This window comes from Pseudoalteromonas sp. TB25 (assembly GCF_000497995.1).
Classification (GTDB): Bacteria; Pseudomonadota; Gammaproteobacteria; order Enterobacterales; family Alteromonadaceae; genus Pseudoalteromonas; species Pseudoalteromonas distincta.
The window spans coordinates 1-21,580 of sequence record NZ_AUTI01000442.1 but is presented as its reverse complement, the minus strand read 5'-3'; the positions used below and the strand labels follow the sequence as shown (position 1 = coordinate 21,580).

Annotated in this window: 22 protein-coding genes and 1 pseudogene; 15 read left to right on the top strand and 8 right to left on the bottom strand. The window is 40.2% G+C overall.

Annotated features, from left to right (window positions below; genetic code table 11):
* Window positions 1–246: 246 nt before the first annotated feature.
* On the bottom strand, window positions 247–1,179 hold the full coding sequence (locus L652_RS0121450; RefSeq protein ID WP_024595775.1) for an exopolyphosphatase: 933 nt from the start codon (window positions 1,177–1,179) through the stop codon (window positions 247–249).
* 145 nt (window positions 1,180–1,324) lie between these two features.
* Window positions 1,325–1,477, bottom strand: a pseudogene (locus L652_RS0121445) (dihydrolipoyl dehydrogenase); the annotation flags it as partial.
* Window positions 1,478–2,297: 820 nt separating this feature from the next.
* On the opposite strand from L652_RS0121445, the gene L652_RS0121440 reads away from it, so the two are divergent.
* A complete protein-coding gene (locus L652_RS0121440; protein ID WP_024595777.1) occupies window positions 2,298–3,971 on the top strand; it encodes an FMN-binding glutamate synthase family protein in 1,674 nt (557 codons plus the stop codon).
* Window positions 3,971–5,665: a thiamine pyrophosphate-dependent enzyme gene (locus tag L652_RS0121435; protein WP_024603643.1), complete on the top strand. Its 1,695-nt coding sequence runs from the start codon at window positions 3,971–3,973 to the stop codon at window positions 5,663–5,665. Before L652_RS0121440 ends, L652_RS0121435 begins: the two co-directional genes overlap by 1 nt.
* 206 nt (window positions 5,666–5,871) lie before the next feature.
* Here L652_RS0121435 and L652_RS0121430 read toward each other — a convergent pair whose 3' ends face one another.
* The gene (locus L652_RS0121430; protein ID WP_024595779.1) at window positions 5,872–7,320 is read right to left on the bottom strand and encodes a dihydrolipoyl dehydrogenase; all 1,449 of its coding nucleotides are present in this window, start codon (window positions 7,318–7,320) and stop codon (window positions 5,872–5,874) included.
* A 70-nt stretch (window positions 7,321–7,390) separates the two neighbouring features.
* The gene (locus tag L652_RS0121425) at window positions 7,391–8,119 is read right to left on the bottom strand and encodes a glutathione peroxidase (RefSeq protein WP_024603642.1); all 729 of its coding nucleotides are present in this window, start codon (window positions 8,117–8,119) and stop codon (window positions 7,391–7,393) included.
* A gap of 113 nt (window positions 8,120–8,232) precedes the next feature.
* Between L652_RS0121425 and L652_RS0121420 the strand changes: the two genes are divergently transcribed.
* Window positions 8,233–9,135, top strand: a complete 903-nt coding sequence (locus L652_RS0121420) for a LysR substrate-binding domain-containing protein (RefSeq protein ID WP_024595781.1) — start codon at window positions 8,233–8,235, stop codon at window positions 9,133–9,135.
* Here the strand turns inward: L652_RS0121420 and L652_RS0121415 are convergent.
* A complete protein-coding gene (locus L652_RS0121415; protein ID WP_024595782.1) occupies window positions 9,119–10,312 on the bottom strand; it encodes a flagellar assembly protein FlgT in 1,194 nt (397 codons plus the stop codon). The genes L652_RS0121420 and L652_RS0121415 overlap by 17 nt on opposite strands.
* Before the next feature lie 140 nt (window positions 10,313–10,452).
* Here L652_RS0121415 and L652_RS0121410 point away from each other — a divergent pair, with 140 nt between their 5' ends.
* Window positions 10,453–10,911: an LPP20 family lipoprotein gene (locus tag L652_RS0121410; protein WP_008168853.1), complete on the top strand. Its 459-nt coding sequence runs from the start codon at window positions 10,453–10,455 to the stop codon at window positions 10,909–10,911.
* Window positions 10,912–11,101: 190 nt separating this feature from the next.
* On the top strand, window positions 11,102–11,368 hold the full coding sequence (locus tag L652_RS0121405) for a hypothetical protein (protein WP_024595783.1): 267 nt from the start codon (window positions 11,102–11,104) through the stop codon (window positions 11,366–11,368).
* Window positions 11,369–11,511: 143 nt separating this feature from the next.
* On the opposite strand, the gene L652_RS0121400 is transcribed toward L652_RS0121405, so the two are convergent.
* The 3 genes from L652_RS0121400 to flgA form a co-directional block, all read right to left on the bottom strand.
* A complete protein-coding gene (locus tag L652_RS0121400; protein ID WP_024595784.1) occupies window positions 11,512–11,943 on the bottom strand; it encodes a flagellar protein FlgN in 432 nt (143 codons plus the stop codon).
* Entirely contained in the window at window positions 11,936–12,256 is a 321-nt protein-coding gene (gene flgM / locus L652_RS0121395; protein ID WP_024595785.1) for a flagellar biosynthesis anti-sigma factor FlgM, read from the bottom strand. Before flgM ends, L652_RS0121400 begins: the two co-directional genes overlap by 8 nt.
* A gap of 76 nt (window positions 12,257–12,332) precedes the next feature.
* A complete protein-coding gene (gene flgA, locus L652_RS0121390) occupies window positions 12,333–13,040 on the bottom strand; it encodes a flagellar basal body P-ring formation chaperone FlgA (RefSeq protein ID WP_007581857.1) in 708 nt (235 codons plus the stop codon).
* A gap of 140 nt (window positions 13,041–13,180) precedes the next feature.
* Here flgA and L652_RS0121385 point away from each other — a divergent pair, with 140 nt between their 5' ends.
* From L652_RS0121385 to L652_RS0121340, 10 genes are all read left to right on the top strand, one after another.
* Window positions 13,181–14,113, top strand: coding sequence for a chemotaxis protein CheV (locus L652_RS0121385; protein WP_007581858.1), 933 nt, complete (start codon window positions 13,181–13,183; stop codon window positions 14,111–14,113).
* A gap of 20 nt (window positions 14,114–14,133) precedes the next feature.
* Entirely contained in the window at window positions 14,134–14,964 is an 831-nt protein-coding gene (locus L652_RS0121380; RefSeq protein ID WP_007581859.1) for a protein-glutamate O-methyltransferase CheR, read from the top strand.
* A 145-nt stretch (window positions 14,965–15,109) separates the two neighbouring features.
* Complete coding sequence (gene flgB, locus L652_RS0121375; protein WP_010553246.1) at window positions 15,110–15,517, top strand: flagellar basal body rod protein FlgB; 408 nt, start codon at window positions 15,110–15,112, stop codon at window positions 15,515–15,517.
* 5 nt (window positions 15,518–15,522) lie between these two features.
* Window positions 15,523–15,954 carry a flagellar basal body rod protein FlgC gene (gene flgC / locus L652_RS0121370; RefSeq protein ID WP_024595786.1) on the top strand — a complete coding sequence of 144 codons (432 nt, stop codon included), beginning with the start codon at window positions 15,523–15,525 and terminating at the stop codon, window positions 15,952–15,954.
* 13 nt (window positions 15,955–15,967) lie between these two features.
* A complete protein-coding gene (locus L652_RS0121365; RefSeq protein ID WP_024595787.1) occupies window positions 15,968–16,648 on the top strand; it encodes a flagellar hook assembly protein FlgD in 681 nt (226 codons plus the stop codon).
* Between the two features lie 59 nt (window positions 16,649–16,707).
* A complete protein-coding gene (gene flgE, locus L652_RS0121360; protein WP_007581862.1) occupies window positions 16,708–18,078 on the top strand; it encodes a flagellar hook protein FlgE in 1,371 nt (456 codons plus the stop codon).
* Between the two features lie 157 nt (window positions 18,079–18,235).
* Window positions 18,236–18,979: a flagellar basal body rod protein FlgF gene (locus L652_RS0121355; protein WP_007581863.1), complete on the top strand. Its 744-nt coding sequence runs from the start codon at window positions 18,236–18,238 to the stop codon at window positions 18,977–18,979.
* Window positions 18,980–19,000: 21 nt separating this feature from the next.
* Window positions 19,001–19,789, top strand: a complete 789-nt coding sequence (flgG, locus tag L652_RS0121350) for a flagellar basal-body rod protein FlgG (protein WP_002959420.1) — start codon at window positions 19,001–19,003, stop codon at window positions 19,787–19,789.
* Between the two features lie 16 nt (window positions 19,790–19,805).
* Window positions 19,806–20,489 carry a flagellar basal body L-ring protein FlgH gene (gene flgH / locus L652_RS0121345; protein ID WP_002959418.1) on the top strand — a complete coding sequence of 228 codons (684 nt, stop codon included), beginning with the start codon at window positions 19,806–19,808 and terminating at the stop codon, window positions 20,487–20,489.
* Window positions 20,490–20,500: 11 nt separating this feature from the next.
* Window positions 20,501–21,580, top strand: a 1,080-nt coding sequence (locus tag L652_RS0121340) for a flagellar basal body P-ring protein FlgI (RefSeq protein WP_024594820.1), incomplete at its 3' end; no start/stop codon positions are given.

Sequence of the window (21,580 nt, the reverse complement as noted above, 5' to 3'; positions counted from 1 at the left end):
GCTAGTCGGCACTCAATACTAACACTATTGGTGATAATAACGTGCTTTGCTAGGCTACTTTTCGCCACGTAATCTATCGCGCTGCATGAAAACATAAATCAACTTATGGTTGAAAGTATGATCAATAATTTTACCCACACCCGGAATGAATTCAGGATCCTAACTTTGGTTCAACCCAAACTCAACTGAGGCTATAGTCAATACTAATACACTATATTTCGCTGCTAGGTAGATAACAGCTTACAACTAACCATCACTTGTAATTTTATCAATCAATTCGCTAAGTACAGCTTCAGCTTTACTTGTTTCTACTTGGCAAGTACCTGCATTTAAATGGCCGCCGCCGCCGTATTTAAGGCACAGTTCGCCAACATTGGTGTTTGAACTGCGGTTAGTTATTGATTTACCTATGGCATACACCACATTTTGCTTTTTAAGGCCCCACATTTTATGAATCGAGATATTGCAGTCGGGGTACATGGCATAAATAACAAATCGGTTTGTGGCGTAAATTGTTTCTTCTTGAGTTAAATCAAGGACTACTAAGTTTTTATGAACGGTAGCGCATTGAGAAATTTGCTCTTTGGCTTTTTCGTTATGCTCGTTATATAAAGCAACACGTTCGGCTACGTCTTCCATTTGTAGGATTTCTTCGATGCTCTGATCTTTACACGCATCAATCAGTTGCATCATTAATTGGTAATTTGAAATTTTAAACTCGCGAAAACGGCCAAGTCCAGTTCGCGCATCCATAATAAAGTTCATTAATACCCAATCGGTTGGGTTTAATATTTCGTCTTTTGAAAACTGAGCAGCATCGCCTTTGTCTACCGCGTCCATCATTTCAACAGAAATATTTGGAAGTTTTTCAGCGCCGCCATAATAGTCATAAACTACGCGAGCTGCTGATGGGGCTTTTGGGTCAATAATATGGTTTTTTATGTCGCTTGAGTTGCGAACGGTTTCGCTAAGGTGATGATCGAATGCTATATGACAGCCTGCAACGTAGGGGAGGTTGGTCGTAATGTCGTTTACGGTAATGTCTATTTTGCCATCTTGCATGTCTTTTGGATGAACAAATAAAATATCGTCAATTAGGTCTAAGTCTTTGAGCAATACGGCACAAACTAAGCCATCAAAATCGCTGCGAGTGACTAGTCTAAATTTATTATTGGGCATAGCTATTCCATCTTTTTAATTGAATTATCAATTAAGTGTAACAGCTAAATTTTTTTTTGAGAGGTTAGCTTAAAAAAATTATAAAAAAAAGCCAAAACGTTAGTTTTGGCTTTTGCTTAGCAAGTTTGTATGTGTGGCAAATAGGTTATGCGCCTGGACCACATTCCATACATGAATTTACAATGTCTGGGCCAAATTTAAGTTTGGCGTTTAAGTCGCGAAGGGCGGTACGTAACCCTTCTTCAATTACTGGGTGGTAAAATGGCATATCAAGCATTTCTGGTACGGTCATTTTGTTGCTACCGAGCTTATAACCAAGATGACGCATATAACAACTTTACACCGATAATAAGTTTTTAGTGGACTGTTGAACAATGTCCATTTGTTTGTGCATTAAATCTCGAACAGCCCTGAGTTCTCGGGGATAAATATAGCCTCCAGAGAGTATATCTAGACTTAGCATTTCAGCTAACCGGCGTGCATCACTATGCTCGTTGGTATATTTTTAACCAGAGTATTGCTGGGTTGCAGCTGGATTCGCTAAGTGAAGTTTAAACTTTGCAGCTATTAATGCATCAACTAACCAATACAAATTAAATGTTGATTCAACAACAAGTCCTGCTAGCTTGTATTTATAAGGGGCTAAAAAGATAAAATGACAGAGATGTCATTATTTAAACGATTGCAGTTAAGCGTTTCACCCTGTTCATTAATGATAGGAATTACACTATTATTTGAATGCAAGTCAACTCCACCCCACCATATAGTTTTATACTAAGCTCCTCTGATAACGTTTATGTCTTGGTCAACACAACTATATCGAAAAACTCTAGGAGCTTTGTATATGATCATCAAATTTTGACTTTATACATCACAATTTTGCCTTGTTATTGTGCTATTTTCTTAGCGCTATAATAGATCACTTATTTAATGCAATTGCTATTAGTTGATTGAGCGTAGCCCATTTTTGTTTGTTCCTTTTTTAGTCTCTTTCATCAGTTTTTGTTCAGTTTGCTTATTATAGTGTGTCCCTAGAGTAGATTATTAATTGCTCGAGCTTGGGTTAGTATATGCTTTCACCTTGCTTTTGCTCACTCAAAAGAAAGGGAAATACGATAATGAAACAAATGGCTTCTTTTTTTCATTTATTAATGCGCGCTTTTTTACCGATCAGTGCATTGATTGTGTTAGTGCTAGTTCTGTTTTTAAATCCTTATAATTACCTCTCAATATTCGTCATCATTATTGCTGGTTTTTTTGTGGCACTAGGCATTAAAGACAGGTTGCAAACTAGTAGCACGTTGCTTAGAAATTATCCGGTAATAGCATGGATAAGGCACATATTTTACGACTTACGACCATTTTTACGCCAATACATTGTGGAGGATGATTTAGAAGGTACACCTTACAGTTTTGAAGCGCGTAATCTTATTTATGCTCGCTCGCAAGGTAAAAGTGATACGCGGCCTTTAGGTACAGAACGCAACGTAAAAGAAGATGGTTATACGTGGGTTTGCCACTCTATGGCACCTAAATCTCAGCCAGATACTAAGCCAAGGGTAACTATTGGTAATGAGCAATCTAGCCAACCTTATGAAGCATCCTTATTAAATATATCGGCAATGAGCTTCGGCGCATTATCGGGTAGAGCAGTTGAGGCATTAAATAAAGGCGCTAAAATAGGTGACTTTTATCATGATACCGGGGAAGGAGGGCTTAGTGAGTATCATAAAAAGCATGGTGGCGACATTGTATGGGAGTTAGGCACTGGCTACTTTGGTTGTCGCGACGAGCACGGCAATTTTGATCCAAAGCAGTTTGCTGATACTGCACAAAGTAAACAAGTAAAAATGACTGAAATAAAACTCAGTCAAGGTGCTAAACCAGGCCATGGTGGCTTGTTACCAGGCTCTAAGGTAACTGAAGAAATAGCCCGCACCCGTAAAGTTCCCGCTCATGAAGATTGTTTGTCGCCCGCTGGGCACTCTGCTTTTTCAACACCCGTTGAATTACTTGAATTTGCACAACATATGCGTGAGCTTTCTGGCGGTAAGCCAGTAGGGTTAAAGCTGTGCGTTGGTATGCCCCACGAGGTTATGGCGTTGGGTAAAGCTATGCTTAGCACTGAAATTTACCCTGATTTTATTGTGGTCGATGGCGCAGAAGGCGGTACGGGCGCTGCACCTAATGAATTGTCGGATTGGGTTGGTATGCCTTTAGAGGATGGTTTAGTAATGATGCAAAATATGTTAGTGGGTACGGGGTTAAGGAAGCATATAAAGCTCGGTGCCAGTGGTAAAATTTATAATGGTATGGGCATGGCTAAGCATATTGCTTTAGGCGCTGATTGGTGTAATGCCGCGCGTGCGTTTATGTTTTCCATTGGTTGTGTGCAAGCTAAGCGTTGTGACAAAGGGACGTGCCCTACGGGGATCACCACCCAAGATCCACAGCGCCAACGCTCGTTAGATATAGAAATACAATCACAAAGAGCAGCGCTGTTTCATTCTAAAACGTTAGCTGCATTAGGTGAAATTGTGGGCTCCTGCGGTGGCGTTCATCCTAGTGAGTTAGATCCCCATCAAATTATAACGCGCATAGATGCAGCACAATCTAAGTCAATTATGGAAGTCCATCCATTTTTACCTCCTAACAGTTTGCTTGATACCCCTGGCGATACAGCGTATTGCGATTGGTGGGAAGCTGCTTCTAAAGATACATTTAAGCCAATTAAAAATTTAACCGATGCAATGGGAACAACGTTATTAGCACATAAAAGAGGACATTACTAATGAGTACAACAGTTTCACACGTTATAGCAGACACTCTCGTACAAGCGGGAGCAAAACGTTGTTATGGTATTGTTGGCGACACAATAAATCATTTTACTGATGCGATTAGGCACACCGATTTAAAGTGGGTCAATGTACGTCATGAAGAAGTAGGTGGCTTTGCCGCCGGTGCAGAAGCTTATATGACAGAGCAGCTTGCTGTTTGTGCTGGAACATGTGGACCTGGCAGCTTACATTTTGTAAATGGTATTTTTGAAAGCCACCGTAATGGTGCCCCTGTTGTTTTAATAGCCTCCAACATTGATAGGGCGGAGGAAGGAATGGATTTTCCACAAGAGTTGGACCAAACCAAAATTTACGAGCAGTGCTCTGTATTTTGTAAGCGTATTAGCCACCCAGATCAAGCTCGGCGTATCGTAACCCAGGCTGCTCAAGCGGCATTGGCACACAAGGGGGTGGCGGTGGTTGTAGTTAATGGCGATGTATTTAAGGAGAAAATAGATGATGATTTGCCTTGGTCGGTTCACCAGCCTCAACCGGTTATTCGTCCAAGTGACGACGAACTCAAAAAGCTTGCTGGTATGATTCTCGATGCAAAGCGCATTACCATTTACGCAGGTATTGGCGCCCGAAAGGCGCATGATCAACTTATTACTTTGGCAAAAAAGTTAAACGCTCCGATAGCTCATAGTTCGCGAGCAAAAGAATTTGTAGAGCCTAATAACCCTTTTAACATTGGTATGACAGGGATTTTAGGAAATCTTGCAGGAGTGCAAGCAATGAGCGATTGCGATTTGTTAATTTGCTTAGGTTCTGACTTTGCCTATACCCAATTTTATCCTGAAAAAGCCCGTATTGTGCAAATCAATAAAGAGGCTAACCATTTAGGGCGCCGTTCGCCTATCGAACTTGGTTTAGTGGGCGATGTTAAAGATACTTTAGCTGCGTTAACCCCACTACTTGAACAAAAATCAGATAATAGACATTTGAATGAATCGCTTGAGCAGTGGAAAAAAGACACTCAGGGCTACAATAAAAAGGCAAAACACGACTCTGACCTTATTCACCCGCAGTACCTGGCGCAGCTACTCAGTGAACAGGCCNCCGCCGATGGAGGAAGTCCAATGGTTTGGTTATTAAGGCATTTAAAGGCTACAGGAGAGCGCCGTTTTTTAGCCAGTTTATTGCATGGTACTATGGCAAATGCGTATCCTCAGGCATTAGGAATTGCAAATGCATATCCTGATAGGCAAGTAATAGCGATGTGTGGCGATGGCGGGATCACCATGTTATTGGGAGATTTACTTACCTTAGTGCAAGAGAAAATAGCAGTTAAAATTTTAATTTTTAACAATGACTCACTCGGCTTTGTAGAAATGGAGCAAAGGGTAGAAGGCTTACTTGATAGTTACACAGGTCTCTCGAACCCTAATTTTGCTCTATTAGCACAGCAAATTGGCTTGCACAGTTGGCAAGTATCAGACCCTGATGAACTGCCTTCAACGATGCGCGCATGGCTAGATGCAAAAGGACCGGCTTTATTAGAAGTAAAAGTAAATAGAATGGAGTTAGTCATGCCGCCTAAAATAGAAGCAGGGCAGGTAGCCTCTACGGCTTTATTTGGCCTTAAAGCAGTACTAAATGGTCGTACTAACGAAGTAGTGTCGTTACTCAGAGATAACTTTATTAAATAATACAAATCTGCTTATATAGAGAGTCTATCTAACGTTAAGAAAATTGCGCTAGAACTAGGTGATGTTTTTATCTTTTTTGATTCGATTAACAATTAAGTGTAACAACTAAATTTTTTTTTGAGAGGTAAGCTTAAAAAAATTATAAAAAAAAGCCAAAACGTTAGTTTTGGCTTTTACTTAGCAAGTTTGTATGTGTGGTAAATAGGTTATGCGCCTGGGCCACATTCCATACATGAATTTACAATGTCTGGGCCAAATTTAAGTTTGGCGTTTAAGTCGCGAAGAGCGGTGCGTAACCCTTCTTCAATTACTGGGTGGTAAAATGGCATATCAAGCATTTCTGGTACGGTCATTTTGTTTTGTACAGCCCAAGCTAATAAGTGAGCGATGTGTTCGGCTTGTGGGCCAATAAATTCTGCACCTAAAAATAAGCCTGTGCCTTGCTCTGCATATACACGCATATGACCTTTGTTTTTAAGCATTACTCGGCTACGGCCTTGGTTTTCAAAGCTTACTTCGCCTACTTCAAAACAACCGCATGGGCCTAATCGGTCAGTAATTTGCTTGTAGCTTTCGCCTACCATTGCTATTTGTGGGTCGCTAAATACAGCTGCAATTTTTGCTCTGCGCAGACCTATACGTACATCTGGGAAGCGCCCTGCATTTTGACCTGCAATAGCACCTTGGTCAGATGCTTCGTGTAACAGTGGTAGCATGTTACTTGCATCGCCTGCTATAAATATGTTCGACTCACCACACTGCATTGTATGTGTGTCTGCGTGCGGTACGCCGCGTTCATCAAGTTCAATGCCTGTGTTTTCAAGGCCTAGTTTATCTACGTTAGGTACTCGGCCTGTGGCTGCAAGTACGTAGTCAAACTGTTCGGTGTGTTTTTCACCTTGTTTGTCGGTGTAAGTAAGCTGCGCTTTGCTGTTTACTTGCATCATGTCGGATACGTTTGAGTCGGTATCAACAAAAAATTCTTCGGCAAAAACAGTGTTTGCGTAGTCTTTTACTACTGGATCTGTAAGTGGGCCAATTGCGCCGCCTACACCAAATAGTTTTACATTTACGCCTAGTCGGCTAAGTGCTTGGCCAATTTCAAGACCTATTACACCAGGGCCAAATACAGCGACTGATTCTGGTAGGTCATCCCAATCAAATACGTCGTCGTTTATAATAAGTTTGTCGCCAAAGTTATTAAATACGCCAGGGTACGAAGGGCGTGAACCGGTAGCAATTACAAAGCGTTTTGCTGTAATAATTGTGTGGTCGTCTATTTGTATGCGGTTTGTGTCTAAAAATTTAGCGTAACCACGAATTTTATCACCATCTGGTAATTCATCTACAGCTTCTACTACAAATCCGGCAAAGCGGTCGCGTTCGCTTTTAACGCGTGCCATCACTTCTTTACCATTAATACGTGGTGCAGAGCTGTGTACACCAAATGCAGGTGCCATTGTGATTGAGTGCGCAGCTTCAGCAGCTGCAATTAATAATTTACTCGGCATGCAACCAACTCGTGCGCAGGTAGTGCCGTAAGGGCCTGATTCGATCATAAGTACGTTATTTGTAAATTGTTTAGCATTACGATAAGCACTTAAACCCGCAGTACCCGCACCAATAACAACAACGTCGGTTTGCAATTCTTTCATTATTTTTTCCTTATAAAATAGGGGCAACCAGTGCCCCTATTTATATTTACTAATTGAGCAAAATTATTAATTAAGCAAAGTATTTTTCTAAATCATCTGAGCCACCAATGTGCTTACCGCCAATAAATACTTGTGGAACGGTTTCACGGCCAGATACTGCTTTAAGGCTTGTTAGTGATGCGCCTGAGCCCATAACAATTTCTTCAAATGCAAAGCCTTTTTCTGTAAGAAGCGCTTTAGCTTTTGAACAGAACGGACAACCAGGTTTAGTAAATACAGTTACTGGCTCTGGTTTAGCTTGCTTAGGGTTGATGTAATCAAGCATTGTGTCTGCGTCAGATACTTCAAACGGGTCACCTGGTAAATCTGGTTCGATGAACATTTTGTCAATCACGCCATCTTTAACAAGCATAGAGTATCTCCAGCTGCGCTTACCAAAGCCTAGGTCGTTTTTGTCTACTAACATGCCCATGCCGTCAGTAAATTCGCCGTTGCCGTCTGGTAATAAAGTAATGTTTTGCGCTTCTTGATGCTCAGCCCATGCGTTCATTACAAAGGTATCGTTTACTGATAAACATACAATTTCGTCAACGCCGTTTTGCTTAAGTACGCCTGCTAATTCGTTGTAACGTGGTAAGTGAGTTGATGAACATGTTGGTGTGAATGCACCAGGTAGTGAAAACACTACAACCGTTTTACCTTTAAAAATTTCATCTGTTGTTACTGATTTCCATTCGTTATTTTGACGAGTTGCAAATGTAACACTTGGGACTGTTTGACCTTCGATATTGTTTAACATAGTTTTTTGTTCCTCTTGATTTGTTGATAGCCATTATGGCGAACAATTAAATATAGTTCCAATCGTTTGTTTGTATTAAACTGATAGTTATAAACTATCATGCGGAGCTGAATATGAACTTAAAAGATTTTGAATATGTAAAAGCAATAGCGCAATACAAGCACTTTCGCAAAGCTGCCAATGCATGTTTTGTAAGTCAGCCTACATTAAGTGGCCAAGTAAAAAAACTCGAACATGAGCTTGGCGTTACTTTATTTGACCGCTCAACTAAACAAGTTACGTTAACAGCAAAAGGTGAACGTTTGTTGACGCAAATAGAGATTATTTTAGAACAAACGCAAATACTCAAAGAACTTGCTGCTACTTCTAATGAGCCTCTACAAGGTAAATTAACTATTGGTATTATTCCTACCATTGCGCCTTACTTGTTGCCTGCGTTATTAACATCAATGAAAGCGGCATTTATTGATAGTCAGTTTTCGTTTATTGAGATGCAAACAGCAACAATTTTAGAAGCTTTAAATAATGGCGAACTCGACTTTGCTATTTTAGCCGATGTGCCAGAGCTTATTAATTACCATACGGTTGCTTTATACAAAGAAGATTTTTTAGTGGCGGTATCACAAGATAACGCGCTTTCTAAGCATAAAAAAGTGGCGTTGAACGACCTTCAAGGATGCAGCCTACTAATGTTAAGTGATGGTCATTGCTTTAAAGATCAAGCCCAAAAGTTTTGTTTTTCTGCGGGAGTCGATATATCTAATCAGTATAAAGGTAATAGTTTAGAAACATTATTAGCGTTAGTGGCCATGGATGACGGTATTACATTTGTACCAAAACTGGCATGTACCGACCGTGTAGGGATTGATTACTTGCCTATATTCCCTAATCAGCAGCGTAATGTGGTGTTTGCATGCAGAAAGCATTATCCGCATTTATCGGGTGTAGAACAATTGGGCAAGTGGTTATCGGCTCACCCTAATTTAAAAGCTAAATTAACTAAAGATCTTGGCTGATTATTTCTACTACATCGTTAATTTGCACGCCAGGTAGTGGTTTGTCATCAATACTGACAGCTACTGCAGTTTGCTGATAAAGCTGCTCAACGCGAATTTTATTAAGCGTGGTGATGGTGTGTGGCATAACATTACCTGCCGCGTCGGTTAAATAGTTATGGTGCGCAATGCTTAGCATCTGGCCTTTTTTTAACCCATGAGCTTTACCTAAATTAATAACAATTTTGCTATTTTCCATGTGCATTATTTTGCCTTGAGTTGGCAAACACGCCATGGCTGCTTGAATGTCATAACTTACTGCTTGGTTGATATCGGTTATGCTTTGCCCATAAGGCGATTGCCAAAACCTATCACTATTAACGTCAACTATGGTTGTTTTTTCAAATGGCCAAATTGCTTGAGTATGGTAACTATTTTGCCAAAGTTGCTCATAGGTAGTGCCATCAAACAGTGCAAACTCAATGTTGTAACTGCGCTCATACGCCTCGTCTTGCCAAAATGCATAATCGTTATTGAGTTTGTCGCTAGTCGAAAGGCTGGTTATTTGGCTAAGCAGAACATATTGAGCGTTACTGCGCGAAGATATTTCTTCTAATTGAGCGTTTGAATAGTCGTGCTGCTGCGAAAAGTACTTATCAACGCTTATTGCATTATTATAGTAAGCAATAGGTACTGCGCTCATTTTTGATTTTTGCAGGGAAGTAAAAATATTTTTGCTAATAGCTTTGCTTACGTCAAATATTTGACCCATTTTGGCGTGTTCACGATGAACAAGTTGGCTTTGTGTAACGGCCACAAACTTATTAAAACTATTTTGTGGGCATTGCTCTGTTTGAGAAAAAATATCGAGCCGTAATGTAACGGCAAATTTATTGTCGTATTTATTTTCGCTGACCAGTTCAATTTTTTGAATTTCTCCGTGGCTGCTAATTTTTAGCTGATCTTGCATCAACACGCCATCTACCAACGTTTGCACAGAGCTAACCCGTGCGCCAGAGAATACTAACGCCTGTGTAATCGCATCTTTTATAGCGGCAGATTTAGCCGCGCTTGTATCACCATTTTGGACGTTCGCGTGACCCGTTGATTCATACCACTGTGCTTTAGTAAAAGGGGAGAACGTTAATAATGCCGTTGCACTTAATCCTGCAAATGCCAATGATAAAAACGACTTCATACTTTTACTCCAATTAAACGTTAGCTATTAACTAGGTAGAGCAAGGACTGTACCAATGTTATTTGGTAATTATTAGTAATGCTATAAATGGCATTAAACGTGCATATGTACTGCTAATTACTATACAAGGGCTAAATGCTATGCGAGCAATTTCATTACTTATTACACTTGGGTGTTTAACCTTAGGTGGTTGTAGCAGCGTTTTTGATAAGCATGTTGAATATAAATATGTAGAGCCAAATAATTACCCCGTTTTAAAAGCGATAGGGTATGCACCTATTAGCTTGCAAAAAGGCGCTAACGCGTCGCAAAAGCAACTTATGGCCATTAAGGCTTCTAAGCTTGAAGCTTACCGGGAGCTTACTGAGCAAGTATATGGGCAAAAAATTACCGCAGGAACAACGGTGGAAGGCTCAATTGCTCAAGACGATTACTTAGAAAGTAAAGTGCAGGGGCTTATTAAAGGTGCACAAATAATTAAAACTTACGCAGTAGATGACACTTACGTGACCGAGCTTGAGCTTAATATGAAGCGTGTGCACGATTTATACATAGGTGAAGTAAAACCACGCGAAGTTAAAAAAGTAACGTACTACTAAAAAAGTTATTCAAAATACCTCATCCTCCTATATTGAGTGCTATGCTGTTGTTAGGATTAATTTTAAGCAGATTGCGTAGTGCTCAACAGATGTATTTTATTGCCACTTATTTTAGATCGTTCAATAACAAAGGTTTTATCTGCTTTCAAGCAACAACATATTAAGCACTGAAACGATAGATTTAGGTAACTTGAGTGGTCTATCAACGCCTGAGCAAACGGTGCAAATGAGTTCGGCGGAGCCGCTTAATATTGATGATGTAATCATTAACGAAGATGCAGAGCAGCTTATAGCGCTAAATACACTGGTTGAAGACGAAGGCTCTGCAATTGCTTATACTCCAGCTCAAAGTGGGGGAAGCATTGATGCAGCAGCACCTGCGGTTGATGTACAAAATCAATCGGAAGAGATGATCAAACACTTAATTGAAAGTAGTAATAATCAAACGGATATTTAATATCAATAAAGCCCTCTTAATTATTAAGGGGGCTTACATAATTAAGTGAATTGGTATTATTTATAACTAAATTTAAGAATAAAGGACATTAAAAAAGCCTTATTGATAAGTCAATAAGGCTTTTTTAATGTAAAATTTTGGGCTTAAGCTTTTAAGTTACGAACCAGTTTACTCTCGGTATTTACAGACTTACCGGCTTGGTCGTAGGTCATTGACGTTGGTGCGCCAATTAATATCTCTTTTAATTGTTTAACACTTAGTTGCGCTTGGCGGGCAGCATGAGCATTAACGTTATTTTGTTTTTGGCATTGTGCAAGTTGAGTTTTAACTTGGCTTATTAGCTCAGATATTTCAGGATTTTGTGAGTCGTTACTAGCAATTAGCTTACTTAGCTCTTTATCAAGAGTGCTTAACTTAGTTAAAAAAGACATTTTTTGTTGGGCAATTTCTTTTAAACCAGCACCACGTCGTGAGGCAATAGCAGTAAGCTCGTCGTTTAATAGCGTATGCAAAGAATCTAAACAACTTACTTGTTGGTTTAGTTTTACGCTAATTAAACTATTATGATCAGCCATACACGTTAAACTCAAAATCAGCTAAGTTTTTAGCAAGCTTTTCACTATCCACTTGGTATTTACCTTCAGTTATTGCTTTTTTTAGCTCAGCAACTTTATCGCTGTCAAAGCCAGGCGATTGCTGCGCTTTATCTTGAAGCGTTTTTAATTGCTGTGCCTGCGGCGTTAAACTTACAGAGTCACTTGCAGATTTAGGCGAAGGAGCCTGAGCAGCTTGTGTATTAGCATTATCTTTTTTTAAATCAACTTGTTGCTGCTTTGCATTTGTAAGCGCATTAGCTTGTTGATTACTGCCATTAACTTGATTAACCATAATAATAAACCCGTATATTACCCAACTTATGCCATGTTATCGGCATATACGTAGGATACTTTAGTATAAATCTAAATTAAATATTCACTTGAACAGACTCTACACCATCTACTCGCGCATTTAAAACTTTACCTGATTTTTTGTTTTTTATTTGTATCTGTTCGCCCAAAGTACCGTCTTCTAAAGCAATACCTGTGGTTTTAATTCTAAGGCCTCTAAGGTTAGCGTAAATATTAACAGAGTCACCTTTACACACCATACAAATTTGGTTTAGTAATACTGGCATACCACTTCTAATATTTCGTTTACTTCTGCTGCCTATTAGCATTGTGGGGTCATCTAAGTACTGTATGCGTACAAAGTGAGTTGGTTTCATTTCAATACTTAAATGCGATTTAGTTATTACTTCACCGCGGGTTAAATTAGCAGTGGCAACAACAACTGGAGCCATTTCAACAACTCTTACATGAACGTATTGAGCCCACGTTTGCGCATCATTGCACTTGGCTTGTAAGGTTACTTGGCGGTTAAATGGTGGCTCATCGGATGTTGATAATTCAAGTTCAGTATTACAGACACGATCAGGAATGCGACTATCTAAAGGCAGTGCACTTAATTGAGTATTAGTATTTTGCAATGTACCAATCTGCTTAGCTATATAAGCAACGGCCATGTCTTGTAATAAATCTTTACTAAACACTTTAGCTTGCAAAGGGAATACAAAGCACAAGCTAGTAACAAAATAAAAAACACTGTATCTTCTGATTTTTTTTAACAAACTCATAATGTTTCGACTATGCTTATGGTTTCAAACAGGGTATAAATATTTTGCGTCAAAAAGTAGACGCACCCGCGATGTTATGTAGCTTTATAAATAGAAAGCAATTATCGTTCCGTATTATTTGTTTTCTTTAGGAGATTTGAATGGCAGGCATTTTAGACTCAGTAAACCAACGCACACAGTTGGTTGGGCAGAACCGCCTAGAATTACTTTTATTTAAGCTCAGAGGGCGTCAGCGTTTTGGTATTAATGTATTTAAAGTGAGAGAAGTGCTGCAATGCCCTCCACTAACAAGCATGCCAAAATCTAATCCGTATATTCGTGGTGTTGCACATATTCGTGGTCAAACCATTTCGGTTATTGATTTATCAATGGCTGTAGGTGGGCGCCCAATCGACAACATTAAAGACAGCTTTATAATCATTGCTGAATACAATCGCTCTGTGCAAGGGTTTTTAGTGGGCGGAGTTGAACGTATTGTAAATATGAATTGGGAAAAAATAATGCCACCGCCATCAGGCGCCGGACGTTATTCATATTTAACGGCAGTGACCGAAATCGAAAATGAATTAGTCGAAATTCTCGATGTAGAAAAAATTCTCAACGAAATTTGCCCAGTAAACACAGAAGTAAGTGCTGAAGTTGCACAAAGTGGCGATATTCAAAAAGATTTAGGCGAACGTATCGTATTTATTGCAGATGACTCTGCTGTTGCGCGTAATCAAGTTAAACGTGCCCTAGAGCCGTTAGGCGTGCAAACAGAGCTTGCCAAAAATGGTAAAGAAGCACTTATAAGATTAAAAGAAATAGCAGAGCTTGATTGTAAAAACGATATTACTGAGCGAGTAGCGTTACTTATCTCAGACGTTGAAATGCCAGAAATGGACGGCTATACCTTAACAGCTGAAATAAAAGCAGATCCCAAACTTGCACCTTTGCATGTTATTTTGCATACCTCTCTGAGTGGTGTTTTTAACCAGGCTATGATTGAAAAAGTCGGGGCAGATGACTTTATTGCTAAATTTAACCCTGACGAATTAGCAACAGCAGTTAAAAAGTGGGTTCATTGTGATTAACAAAAATAGGTGCTACTAACTTGAATAATAAAGATTTGCAGCAAAGTGAATACGACCAGTTTCGTTCGTTTTTAGAGCAGCAATGCGGCATTGTTTTAGGTGAAAACAAACAGTATTTAGTTAAAAGCCGACTTGCTCCGTTAATGACTCGATTTAATGTGGGATCTTTATCGGAGTTGGTTAGTAAAACTCTCGGGCCTCACGAGCGGCAATTAAGAGCCGCAGTGGTTGATGCAATGACCACAAACGAAACGTTGTGGTTTAGAGATCAATACCCGTTTGAGTTGCTCCAAAATAAGCTTTTTCCTGAGTTTAAAGACTTAAGAAGGCCTTTAAAAATTTGGTCTGCTGCCAGCTCATCAGGACAAGAACCCTATTCAATAGCTATGTCAGTAGCTGAATTTAATACTAAGCAACCTGGTGTGCTTCGTATGGGTGCACAAATTATTGGTACCGACATATCTAATACCATGCTTGATATGTGTAAAAATGCAGAGTATGACGCGCTTGCACTTGCCAGAGGGTTATCTGCAGAGCGTCGTAAAAAGTTTTTTAAAGACAGCGGCAATGGTATGGCACAAGTAAACGATACAATAAAAAAACAAGTTAGTTTTAGGCACCTGAATTTGCTTGATTCTTACGCGTTAATGGGCAAGTTTGATATTATTTTTTGCCGTAATGTACTTATTTATTTTGCGCCTGAAATAAAAGCTAAAATTATTAATCAGTTTGCACAAGCATTAAACCCAAAAGGGTACTTATTTTTAGGAGCGTCAGAGTCCTTGACTGGCTTAAGTACTGAATTTGATATGGTTAGATGCAACCCCGGTATCATTTACCAAAAGAAATAATTAAGTTAATTCATTTCCCTAAAACGACGCACCAAGCGTCGTTTTTCTATTTAGATACATAGTCTTATAAAAATATAACACTTCCTAATATTAATGGCTTATTTTTTGCTTTATTCATGGGTAAGTCAATTTTTTGGAGAAGGTTATGGCTATCAGTTTTGATAAAGCATTAGGTGTGCATCCGCAAGCCATGTTGATCCGTTCACAGCGAGCTGAATTAATTGCAACTAATATAGCTAACGCTGATACGCCTGGCTATAAAGCAAAAGATATAGACTTTGCCTCAGCATTAAAAGCGGCAAGGTCAACCCAGCAAAGCGGCAATACTATGGTAAGAACTAATGATAAACACATTGGTGGAGGTACTCATAGTATGGGCAGTTCAGAATCATTTCGTTTGCCAAATCAATCAGATACAGGTGATGGTAACTCGGTTGATATACAAGTGGAACGAAACTTGTATACACAGAATGCTATGGAGTATCAGGCCAGCTTGCAATTTTTAAGCGGCAGATTCAAAGGTCTGAATAAAGCTCTCGGTAGTCAAGGATAAAAATTATGAGTTTATATAATGTTTTCGATATTGCAGGTTCGGGTATGAGCGCACAAAACGTTCGCTTAAATACTACAGCTAGTAATATTTCTAATGCTAATACCATTAGTTCATCTCAAGACAAAACGTACCGAGCGCGCCAACCTGTATTTGCGGCTGAGCTAACAAAAGCTTCAGCATCAGCAAGTAACCAGCAGGGCTCCGCAGTTGGTGTTAAAGTTTTGGGCATTGTTGAAAGTAATGCACCATTACAAATTGAATATAACCCAAATCATCCAAGTGCGGATGAAAATGGCTATATCTATAAACCCAACGTTAATGTTGTAGAGGAGATGGCAAATATGATTTCTGCCTCTCGTTCTTACCAAACAAACGTGCAAGTTGCTGATGCAGCAAAGCAAATGCTAAGTAAAACACTGTTGCTAGGGCAGCGGTAACCGAGGGTAGGTTATGAGTAACGATATTAGTACATCTTCATCCTATTTAGACTCTATACGCTGGCAAGAGCAACAAGTTGCTACCAGTGATACTGAGAGTGATGCGTTAACACAAGAAGACTTTTTCTCTTTGTTAACTCAGCAATTATCGTTTCAAGATCCCAGTAACCCTGCGGATAACGATCAAATGATTGCTCAAATGACGAGCTTTACAATGGCGCAAGGCATCAGCGATTTAAATTCAAATTTTGATAGCTTAGCGTCTTCTATGACATCAAATTCAGCATTGCAAGCATCAACACTTGTTGGCAAGCAAGCTTTACTTGAGTCAAACACCCTGGATTTAAATGAAACGGGTGATGCCAGAGGCTCTGCAGTGGCAGAAGAAGCCGTTGATAACTTAAAAATTAAAGTGACAGATGCATCAGGTCAGCTAGTGAGAACTATTGATATGGGTTCTCAATCAGCAGGTGCAGTACGTTTTGCGTGGGATGGCAAAAATGAAGCCGGTGAGCGTTTACCTGAAGGTGAATACTCAGTAACCGCCGAAGGAAGTACTGACGGCGAATTTTCAAGCTTGCCCATTGCTACATTCAAGAACATTGAAAGCGTTAATATTAATGGCTCAAGTGGCATTATTATTAACACTAAAGAAGGTGCGGTTAGGCTGACAGATGTAGCAGAAATCGCGTAATAAATTTTAGTATTTTTCGCCTGCTAGCAGGCCACAGACTAACAGGTTAGAGGTGAATTATGAGCTTCAATATTGCATTAACCGGCCTTGCTGCCGCGCAAAAAGATTTAGACGTAACGGCAAATAATATTGCAAACGTTAATACCACAGGTTTTAAAGAGTCACGCGCTGAGTTTGCCGATGTTTACGCTTCATCAGTGTTTAGCTCTGGTAAGACTAAAAATGGTGACGGTGTGCAAACAACCATGGTTGCGCAGCAGTTTCACCAAGGCTCACTGCAATTTACAAATAACTCACTTGATTTAGCAATCACTGGTGAAGGTTATTTTGCGATGACCGACGATTTATCTTCGCAAGATTTAACATATACACGTGCGGGTGCATTTAAGCTTAACCAAGATAACTTTATGGTTGACGCAAAAGGTAACTTTTTACAAGCATTCCCTGTTGATTCATCTACAGGTGATACAACGTCGGTAAGTTTGAGCACAACTGATCCAATTCAAATCCCTGATTCGTCTGGTTCTCCTCGCGCAACAGAAAATGTATTTTTGTCGTTTAACTTAGATGCAACGGCGGATCCATCAGGTCTAGATTTTGACCCTACGTCTAGTGGTACTTATAACTCATCTACGTCAACAACAGTATATGATTCACTAGGTGAGCCGCACATCTTACAGTACTTTTTTGCTAAAGAAGATGATGCCGCAGCAGGTGGTACAGATAACAGTTGGGAAGTATACGCAACACTCGATGGCAAAGTAGTTGATGGCACAACTGGTGGAGAACAAACAACGACACCTTATACACCACTGACTACCCTAGGTTTTAACTCAAGTGGTTTGCCATCAACAACAGGTGGTGTGGCAAATACAAATACAACTACTTTTGATGAAATATTACTACCAGCGGGTTCTGGCGCTGGTTTATCAACATTACTAGACAATGGTGCAACTTTCCCTGGTACTGGTATTGAGCTTAACTGGCGCGATGAAAATAACACGGCAGGACGTATCCCAACTCAGTATTCAAGTGGTTTTGAAGTAAAAGCACTCGATCAAGATGGCTCAACAGTTGGTCGTTTAGCCGGAATTGATATTGGCACAGACGGTAAAATTGTCGCTTCTTACAGTAATGGTGACTCAACATTCCTAGGCCAAGTGGCTATGGTACGTTTTCCAAATTCACAAGGGTTATCACAAGTGGGTGATACAAGCTGGAAGCAAAGTATTGATTCAGGTGAACCTGTAGCGGGTGAAGCTGGTTCGGGTACATTTGGTGGAATTAACTCATCAGCGCTTGAGCAATCAAATACAAACCTTACTAATGAACTAGTAGACTTAATTACTGCACAGCGTAATTACCAAGCAAACTCACGTGCGCTTGAAGTTAACTCAACTATTCAGCAAAGTATTTTGCAGATTCGATAAGCTAAACCTCATTAAATATATTAGGCTGCATTTTTGCAGCCTTTTTTATAAGTCCTCTTTGTAAGCCCTTCTAAATACCTCTCAATGTTGCGTCAAATTTAATCTGGCACCTATTTTGCATTTATAAGTTCAGAGATTTTTTATGTGAGTCGATACTATGGACAAAATGGTCTACATTGCGGCCTCTGGCGCTAAGCAAAGCCTACAAGGGCTTGCTTTAAAAGCCAATAATTTGGCAAATGCAAATACAACGGGTTTTAAAGCTGACTTTGCGCAGGCGCGTTCTATGCAAGCGTTTGGCGAAGGTTTGCCTACACGTGTATTTTCAATGCAAGAGCGTCCGGGTTCAAACATGGTATCGGGTGGCATTGTTCAAACCGGGCGAGACTTAGATATCGCAATGAGCGATAACGCATGGCTTGCTGTGCAAGATGCCTCCGGTAATGAAGCTTACACAAAAGTGGGTACGTTAAACGTTACTGCTCAAGGCATGCTCGTAACCAGCCATGGTCGTCAAGTTATTGGCGAAGGGGGACCTGTTATTTTACCCGTCCCAGTCGAAAAAATAGGGTTTAGCCAAGATGGCGCTATTCAAGTTCGACCACAAGGCGCTCCCGCTAACTTTTTAGAAGAAATAGACACGCTTAGAGTAGTAGAAGCAAATAGCTCACAGCTCGAAAAAGGTAACGATGGTTTATTTAGACCAAAAGCAAATGTAACAGTAGATACCTCTGCCAATGTAAAAGTTTTAAGTGGTTCGCTTGAAATGTCGAATGTGAACCCTGTTCACGAAATGGTCGACATGATAAGCCACCAGCGCCAATTTGAATTACAAGTGAAATTAATGAAAACAGCTGAAGAAATTGACGAGCGTCAAGATCAGTTATTACGCATAGTTTAACTTTAAAGTGAGGACACGATTATGAATCCAGCATTATGGATCAGTAAAACTGGGCTAGACGCTCAACAAACCGATATATCGGTTATTTCAAATAATTTAGCGAATGCCAGTACGGTTGGTTACAAAAAAAGCCGCGCTATATTTGAAGATTTACTTTATCAAAATATTAATCAACCAGGTGGTCGTTCATCGCAAGATACCGAAATGCCGTCGGGCTTAATGTTAGGTGCGGGTGCTAAAGTTGTAGCTAACCAAAAAGAGTTTACGCAAGGCAACATGCTAACCACCGAAAACTCACTAGATTGGATGATTTCTGGCGAAGGTTTTTTTGAAGTACTGCAACCAGATGGCAATATTGCTTACTCGCGCAACGGCCAGTTTACTACCGATGGCGATGGCCGAATTGTAACATCGGGCGCAGGTTACGTTATTCAGCCAGAAATGAATGTACCAGATGACGCGCAATCAATTACGGTTTCGCAAGACGGCGAAGTATCTGTACGTGTTGCAGGCCAAGCCGATAACGTGGTAATTGGTCAGCTTACTATTAGTGATTTTATTAATCCGTCGGGCCTTGAACCAATTGGTCAAAACCTATATACCGAAACCGCTGTAAGTGGTGCGCCGGTACAAGGTAATCCCGGTGTTGAAGGATTAGGTAGCATTATTCAAGGCTCACTCGAAACATCAAACGTAAATGTAACTGAAGAGCTCGTAAACCTAATTGAAACTCAGCGTATTTACGAAATGAACTCAAAAGTAATTTCGGCCGTTGACGAAATGATGAGTTATATCAATCAACAGCTTTAATAGAGTAGGGGGAATTATGCGTAATATTATTTTATTTGCAGCGGGCACATTATTTTTAAGTGGCTGTATGTCTACGCAAAATAGTGAAGTAGTGCAGGACGACCCTTACTATGCACCTATGTACCCCGAGCCTATTTTAGAGCCGCTGGTAGCCACAGGTTCATTGTTTAATACTCATACATCAAACGACTTATATTCTGATAAAAAAGCGCTACGTACTGGCGATATAATTACGGTTAAATTGCAAGAGTCTACTCAAGCAACAAAAGCCGCTAAAACAGAAACAGACAAAGAAACCGACGCAAGCTTAGACCCCGTTATTGGATTAGGTGGTCTACCTGTAAATATAGGTGGCGATAGTATTCAGTTTGGTATTGGTAGTGATTCGTCGTTTACGGGCGATTCAAAATCAAACCAGTCAAACAGCTTAGTGGGCGATATTTCGGTTAATGTAATGCGCGTTTTACCTAACGGTAATTTAGTTATACGCGGCGAAAAATGGCTAACGCTTAATACCGGCGAAGAGTTTATTCGTTTAGAAGGGCTAGTACGCCCTCAAGACGTAAGCGCCGATAATACGGTTGAATCAAACCGTATTGCTAATGCACGTATTCAATACTCAGGTAAAGGGCAAACGCAAGAAGCGCAAAGTCCTGGTTGGCTTACACGTTTCTTTAGCAGTTCGCTGTTTCCATTTTAGAGGGTAACAACATGAATAGCCTTAAAGCTTTATGTTTAGTTGTGTTATTAGGTTGGCAGTTTACTGCCAGTGCTGAGCGCATAAAAGATGTGTCTATGGTTGAAGGCGTACGCTCTAACCAATTAGTTGGTTATGGCTTAGTGGTTGGTTTACCAGGCACTGGCGAGCAAAACTCATACACACAACAAAGTTTTAGAGGCATGTTGAACAGCTTTGGTATTACGCTACCTTCAACTCAAAGTCCTAAAATTAAAAATGTTGCCGCTGTTGCTGTGCATGCAGAATTACCTGCATTTAGAAAGCCCGGACAAACAATAGATATTACGGTTTCTTCTATTGGTAGTGCAGGCAGTTTACGTGGCGGTACTTTACTACAAACCTTTCTAAAGGGTGTAGACGGTAACGTATACGCTATTGCACAAGGTAGCTTAATTGTCGGTGGCTTAGGCGCACAAGGCCTTGATGGTAGTAAGGTTGTAATTAACACCCCTACAGTTGGTCGTATACCAAATGGCGCAACAGTTGAACGCACTGTAGAAAGCCCATTTATGCAAGGCGATTACATTACCTTCAACCTAAACCGCCCAGACTTTACAACGGCAAAACGCCTAGAAAAAACAATTAATGACCTAGTTGGCCCAAATAGCGCACAAGCAATTGATTCTGTTTCTATCCGTGTTATTGCACCACGCGATGCATCCCAGCGTGTATCGTACTTATCAACACTCGAAAACTTAGAATTTAAACCAGCTGACATGGCCGCTAAAATTATAGTTAACTCGCGCACCGGTACAATTGTCATTGGCAAAAACGTTAAGCTTCAGCCTGCGGCTATAACTCACGGTGGCTTAACAGTAACAATTGCAGAACAACAAAATGTGTCACAACCAAACCCGCTAGCAAACGGTGATACAGTTGTCACACAGCAAAGTATTATTGATGTAAACCAAGACGACTCGCGCGCCTTTGTATTTAATCCAGGTGTAAGCCTTGACGATTTAGTTCGCGCAATTAACGAAGTAGGCGCAGCGCCTGGTGACTTAATGGCTATTTTAGAAGCACTAAAAGAAGCCGGCGCAATTAACGGACAG

Bases quoted from the DNA above. Each gene is read 5' to 3' on its own strand.
- L652_RS0121365 (WP_024595787.1), top strand. From the start codon at position 15,968: ATGAGTAACGATATTAGTACATCTTCATCCTATTTAGACTCTATACGC.
- L652_RS0121400 (WP_024595784.1), bottom strand. From the start codon at position 11,943: ATGGCTGATCATAATAGTTTAATTAGCGTAAAACTAAACCAACAAGTA.
- L652_RS0121425 (WP_024603642.1), bottom strand. From the start codon at position 8,119: ATGTTAAACAATATCGAAGGTCAAACAGTCCCAAGTGTTACATTTGCA.
- L652_RS0121410 (WP_008168853.1), top strand. From the start codon at position 10,453: ATGCGAGCAATTTCATTACTTATTACACTTGGGTGTTTAACCTTAGGT.
- L652_RS0121420 (WP_024595781.1), top strand. From the start codon at position 8,233: ATGAACTTAAAAGATTTTGAATATGTAAAAGCAATAGCGCAATACAAG.
- flgH (WP_002959418.1), top strand. From the start codon at position 19,806: ATGCGTAATATTATTTTATTTGCAGCGGGCACATTATTTTTAAGTGGC.
- flgE (WP_007581862.1), top strand. From the start codon at position 16,708: ATGAGCTTCAATATTGCATTAACCGGCCTTGCTGCCGCGCAAAAAGAT.
- flgG (WP_002959420.1), top strand. From the start codon at position 19,001: ATGAATCCAGCATTATGGATCAGTAAAACTGGGCTAGACGCTCAACAA.
- L652_RS0121450 (WP_024595775.1), bottom strand. From the start codon at position 1,179: ATGCCCAATAATAAATTTAGACTAGTCACTCGCAGCGATTTTGATGGC.
- flgB (WP_010553246.1), top strand. From the start codon at position 15,110: ATGGCTATCAGTTTTGATAAAGCATTAGGTGTGCATCCGCAAGCCATG.
- L652_RS0121355 (WP_007581863.1), top strand. From the start codon at position 18,236: ATGGACAAAATGGTCTACATTGCGGCCTCTGGCGCTAAGCAAAGCCTA.
- L652_RS0121430 (WP_024595779.1), bottom strand. From the start codon at position 7,320: ATGAAAGAATTGCAAACCGACGTTGTTGTTATTGGTGCGGGTACTGCG.
- flgM (WP_024595785.1), bottom strand. From the start codon at position 12,256: ATGGTTAATCAAGTTAATGGCAGTAATCAACAAGCTAATGCGCTTACA.
- flgC (WP_024595786.1), top strand. From the start codon at position 15,523: ATGAGTTTATATAATGTTTTCGATATTGCAGGTTCGGGTATGAGCGCA.
- L652_RS0121415 (WP_024595782.1), bottom strand. From the start codon at position 10,312: ATGAAGTCGTTTTTATCATTGGCATTTGCAGGATTAAGTGCAACGGCA.
- L652_RS0121440 (WP_024595777.1), top strand. From the start codon at position 2,298: ATGAAACAAATGGCTTCTTTTTTTCATTTATTAATGCGCGCTTTTTTA.
- L652_RS0121385 (WP_007581858.1), top strand. From the start codon at position 13,181: ATGGCAGGCATTTTAGACTCAGTAAACCAACGCACACAGTTGGTTGGG.
- flgA (WP_007581857.1), bottom strand. From the start codon at position 13,040: ATGAGTTTGTTAAAAAAAATCAGAAGATACAGTGTTTTTTATTTTGTT.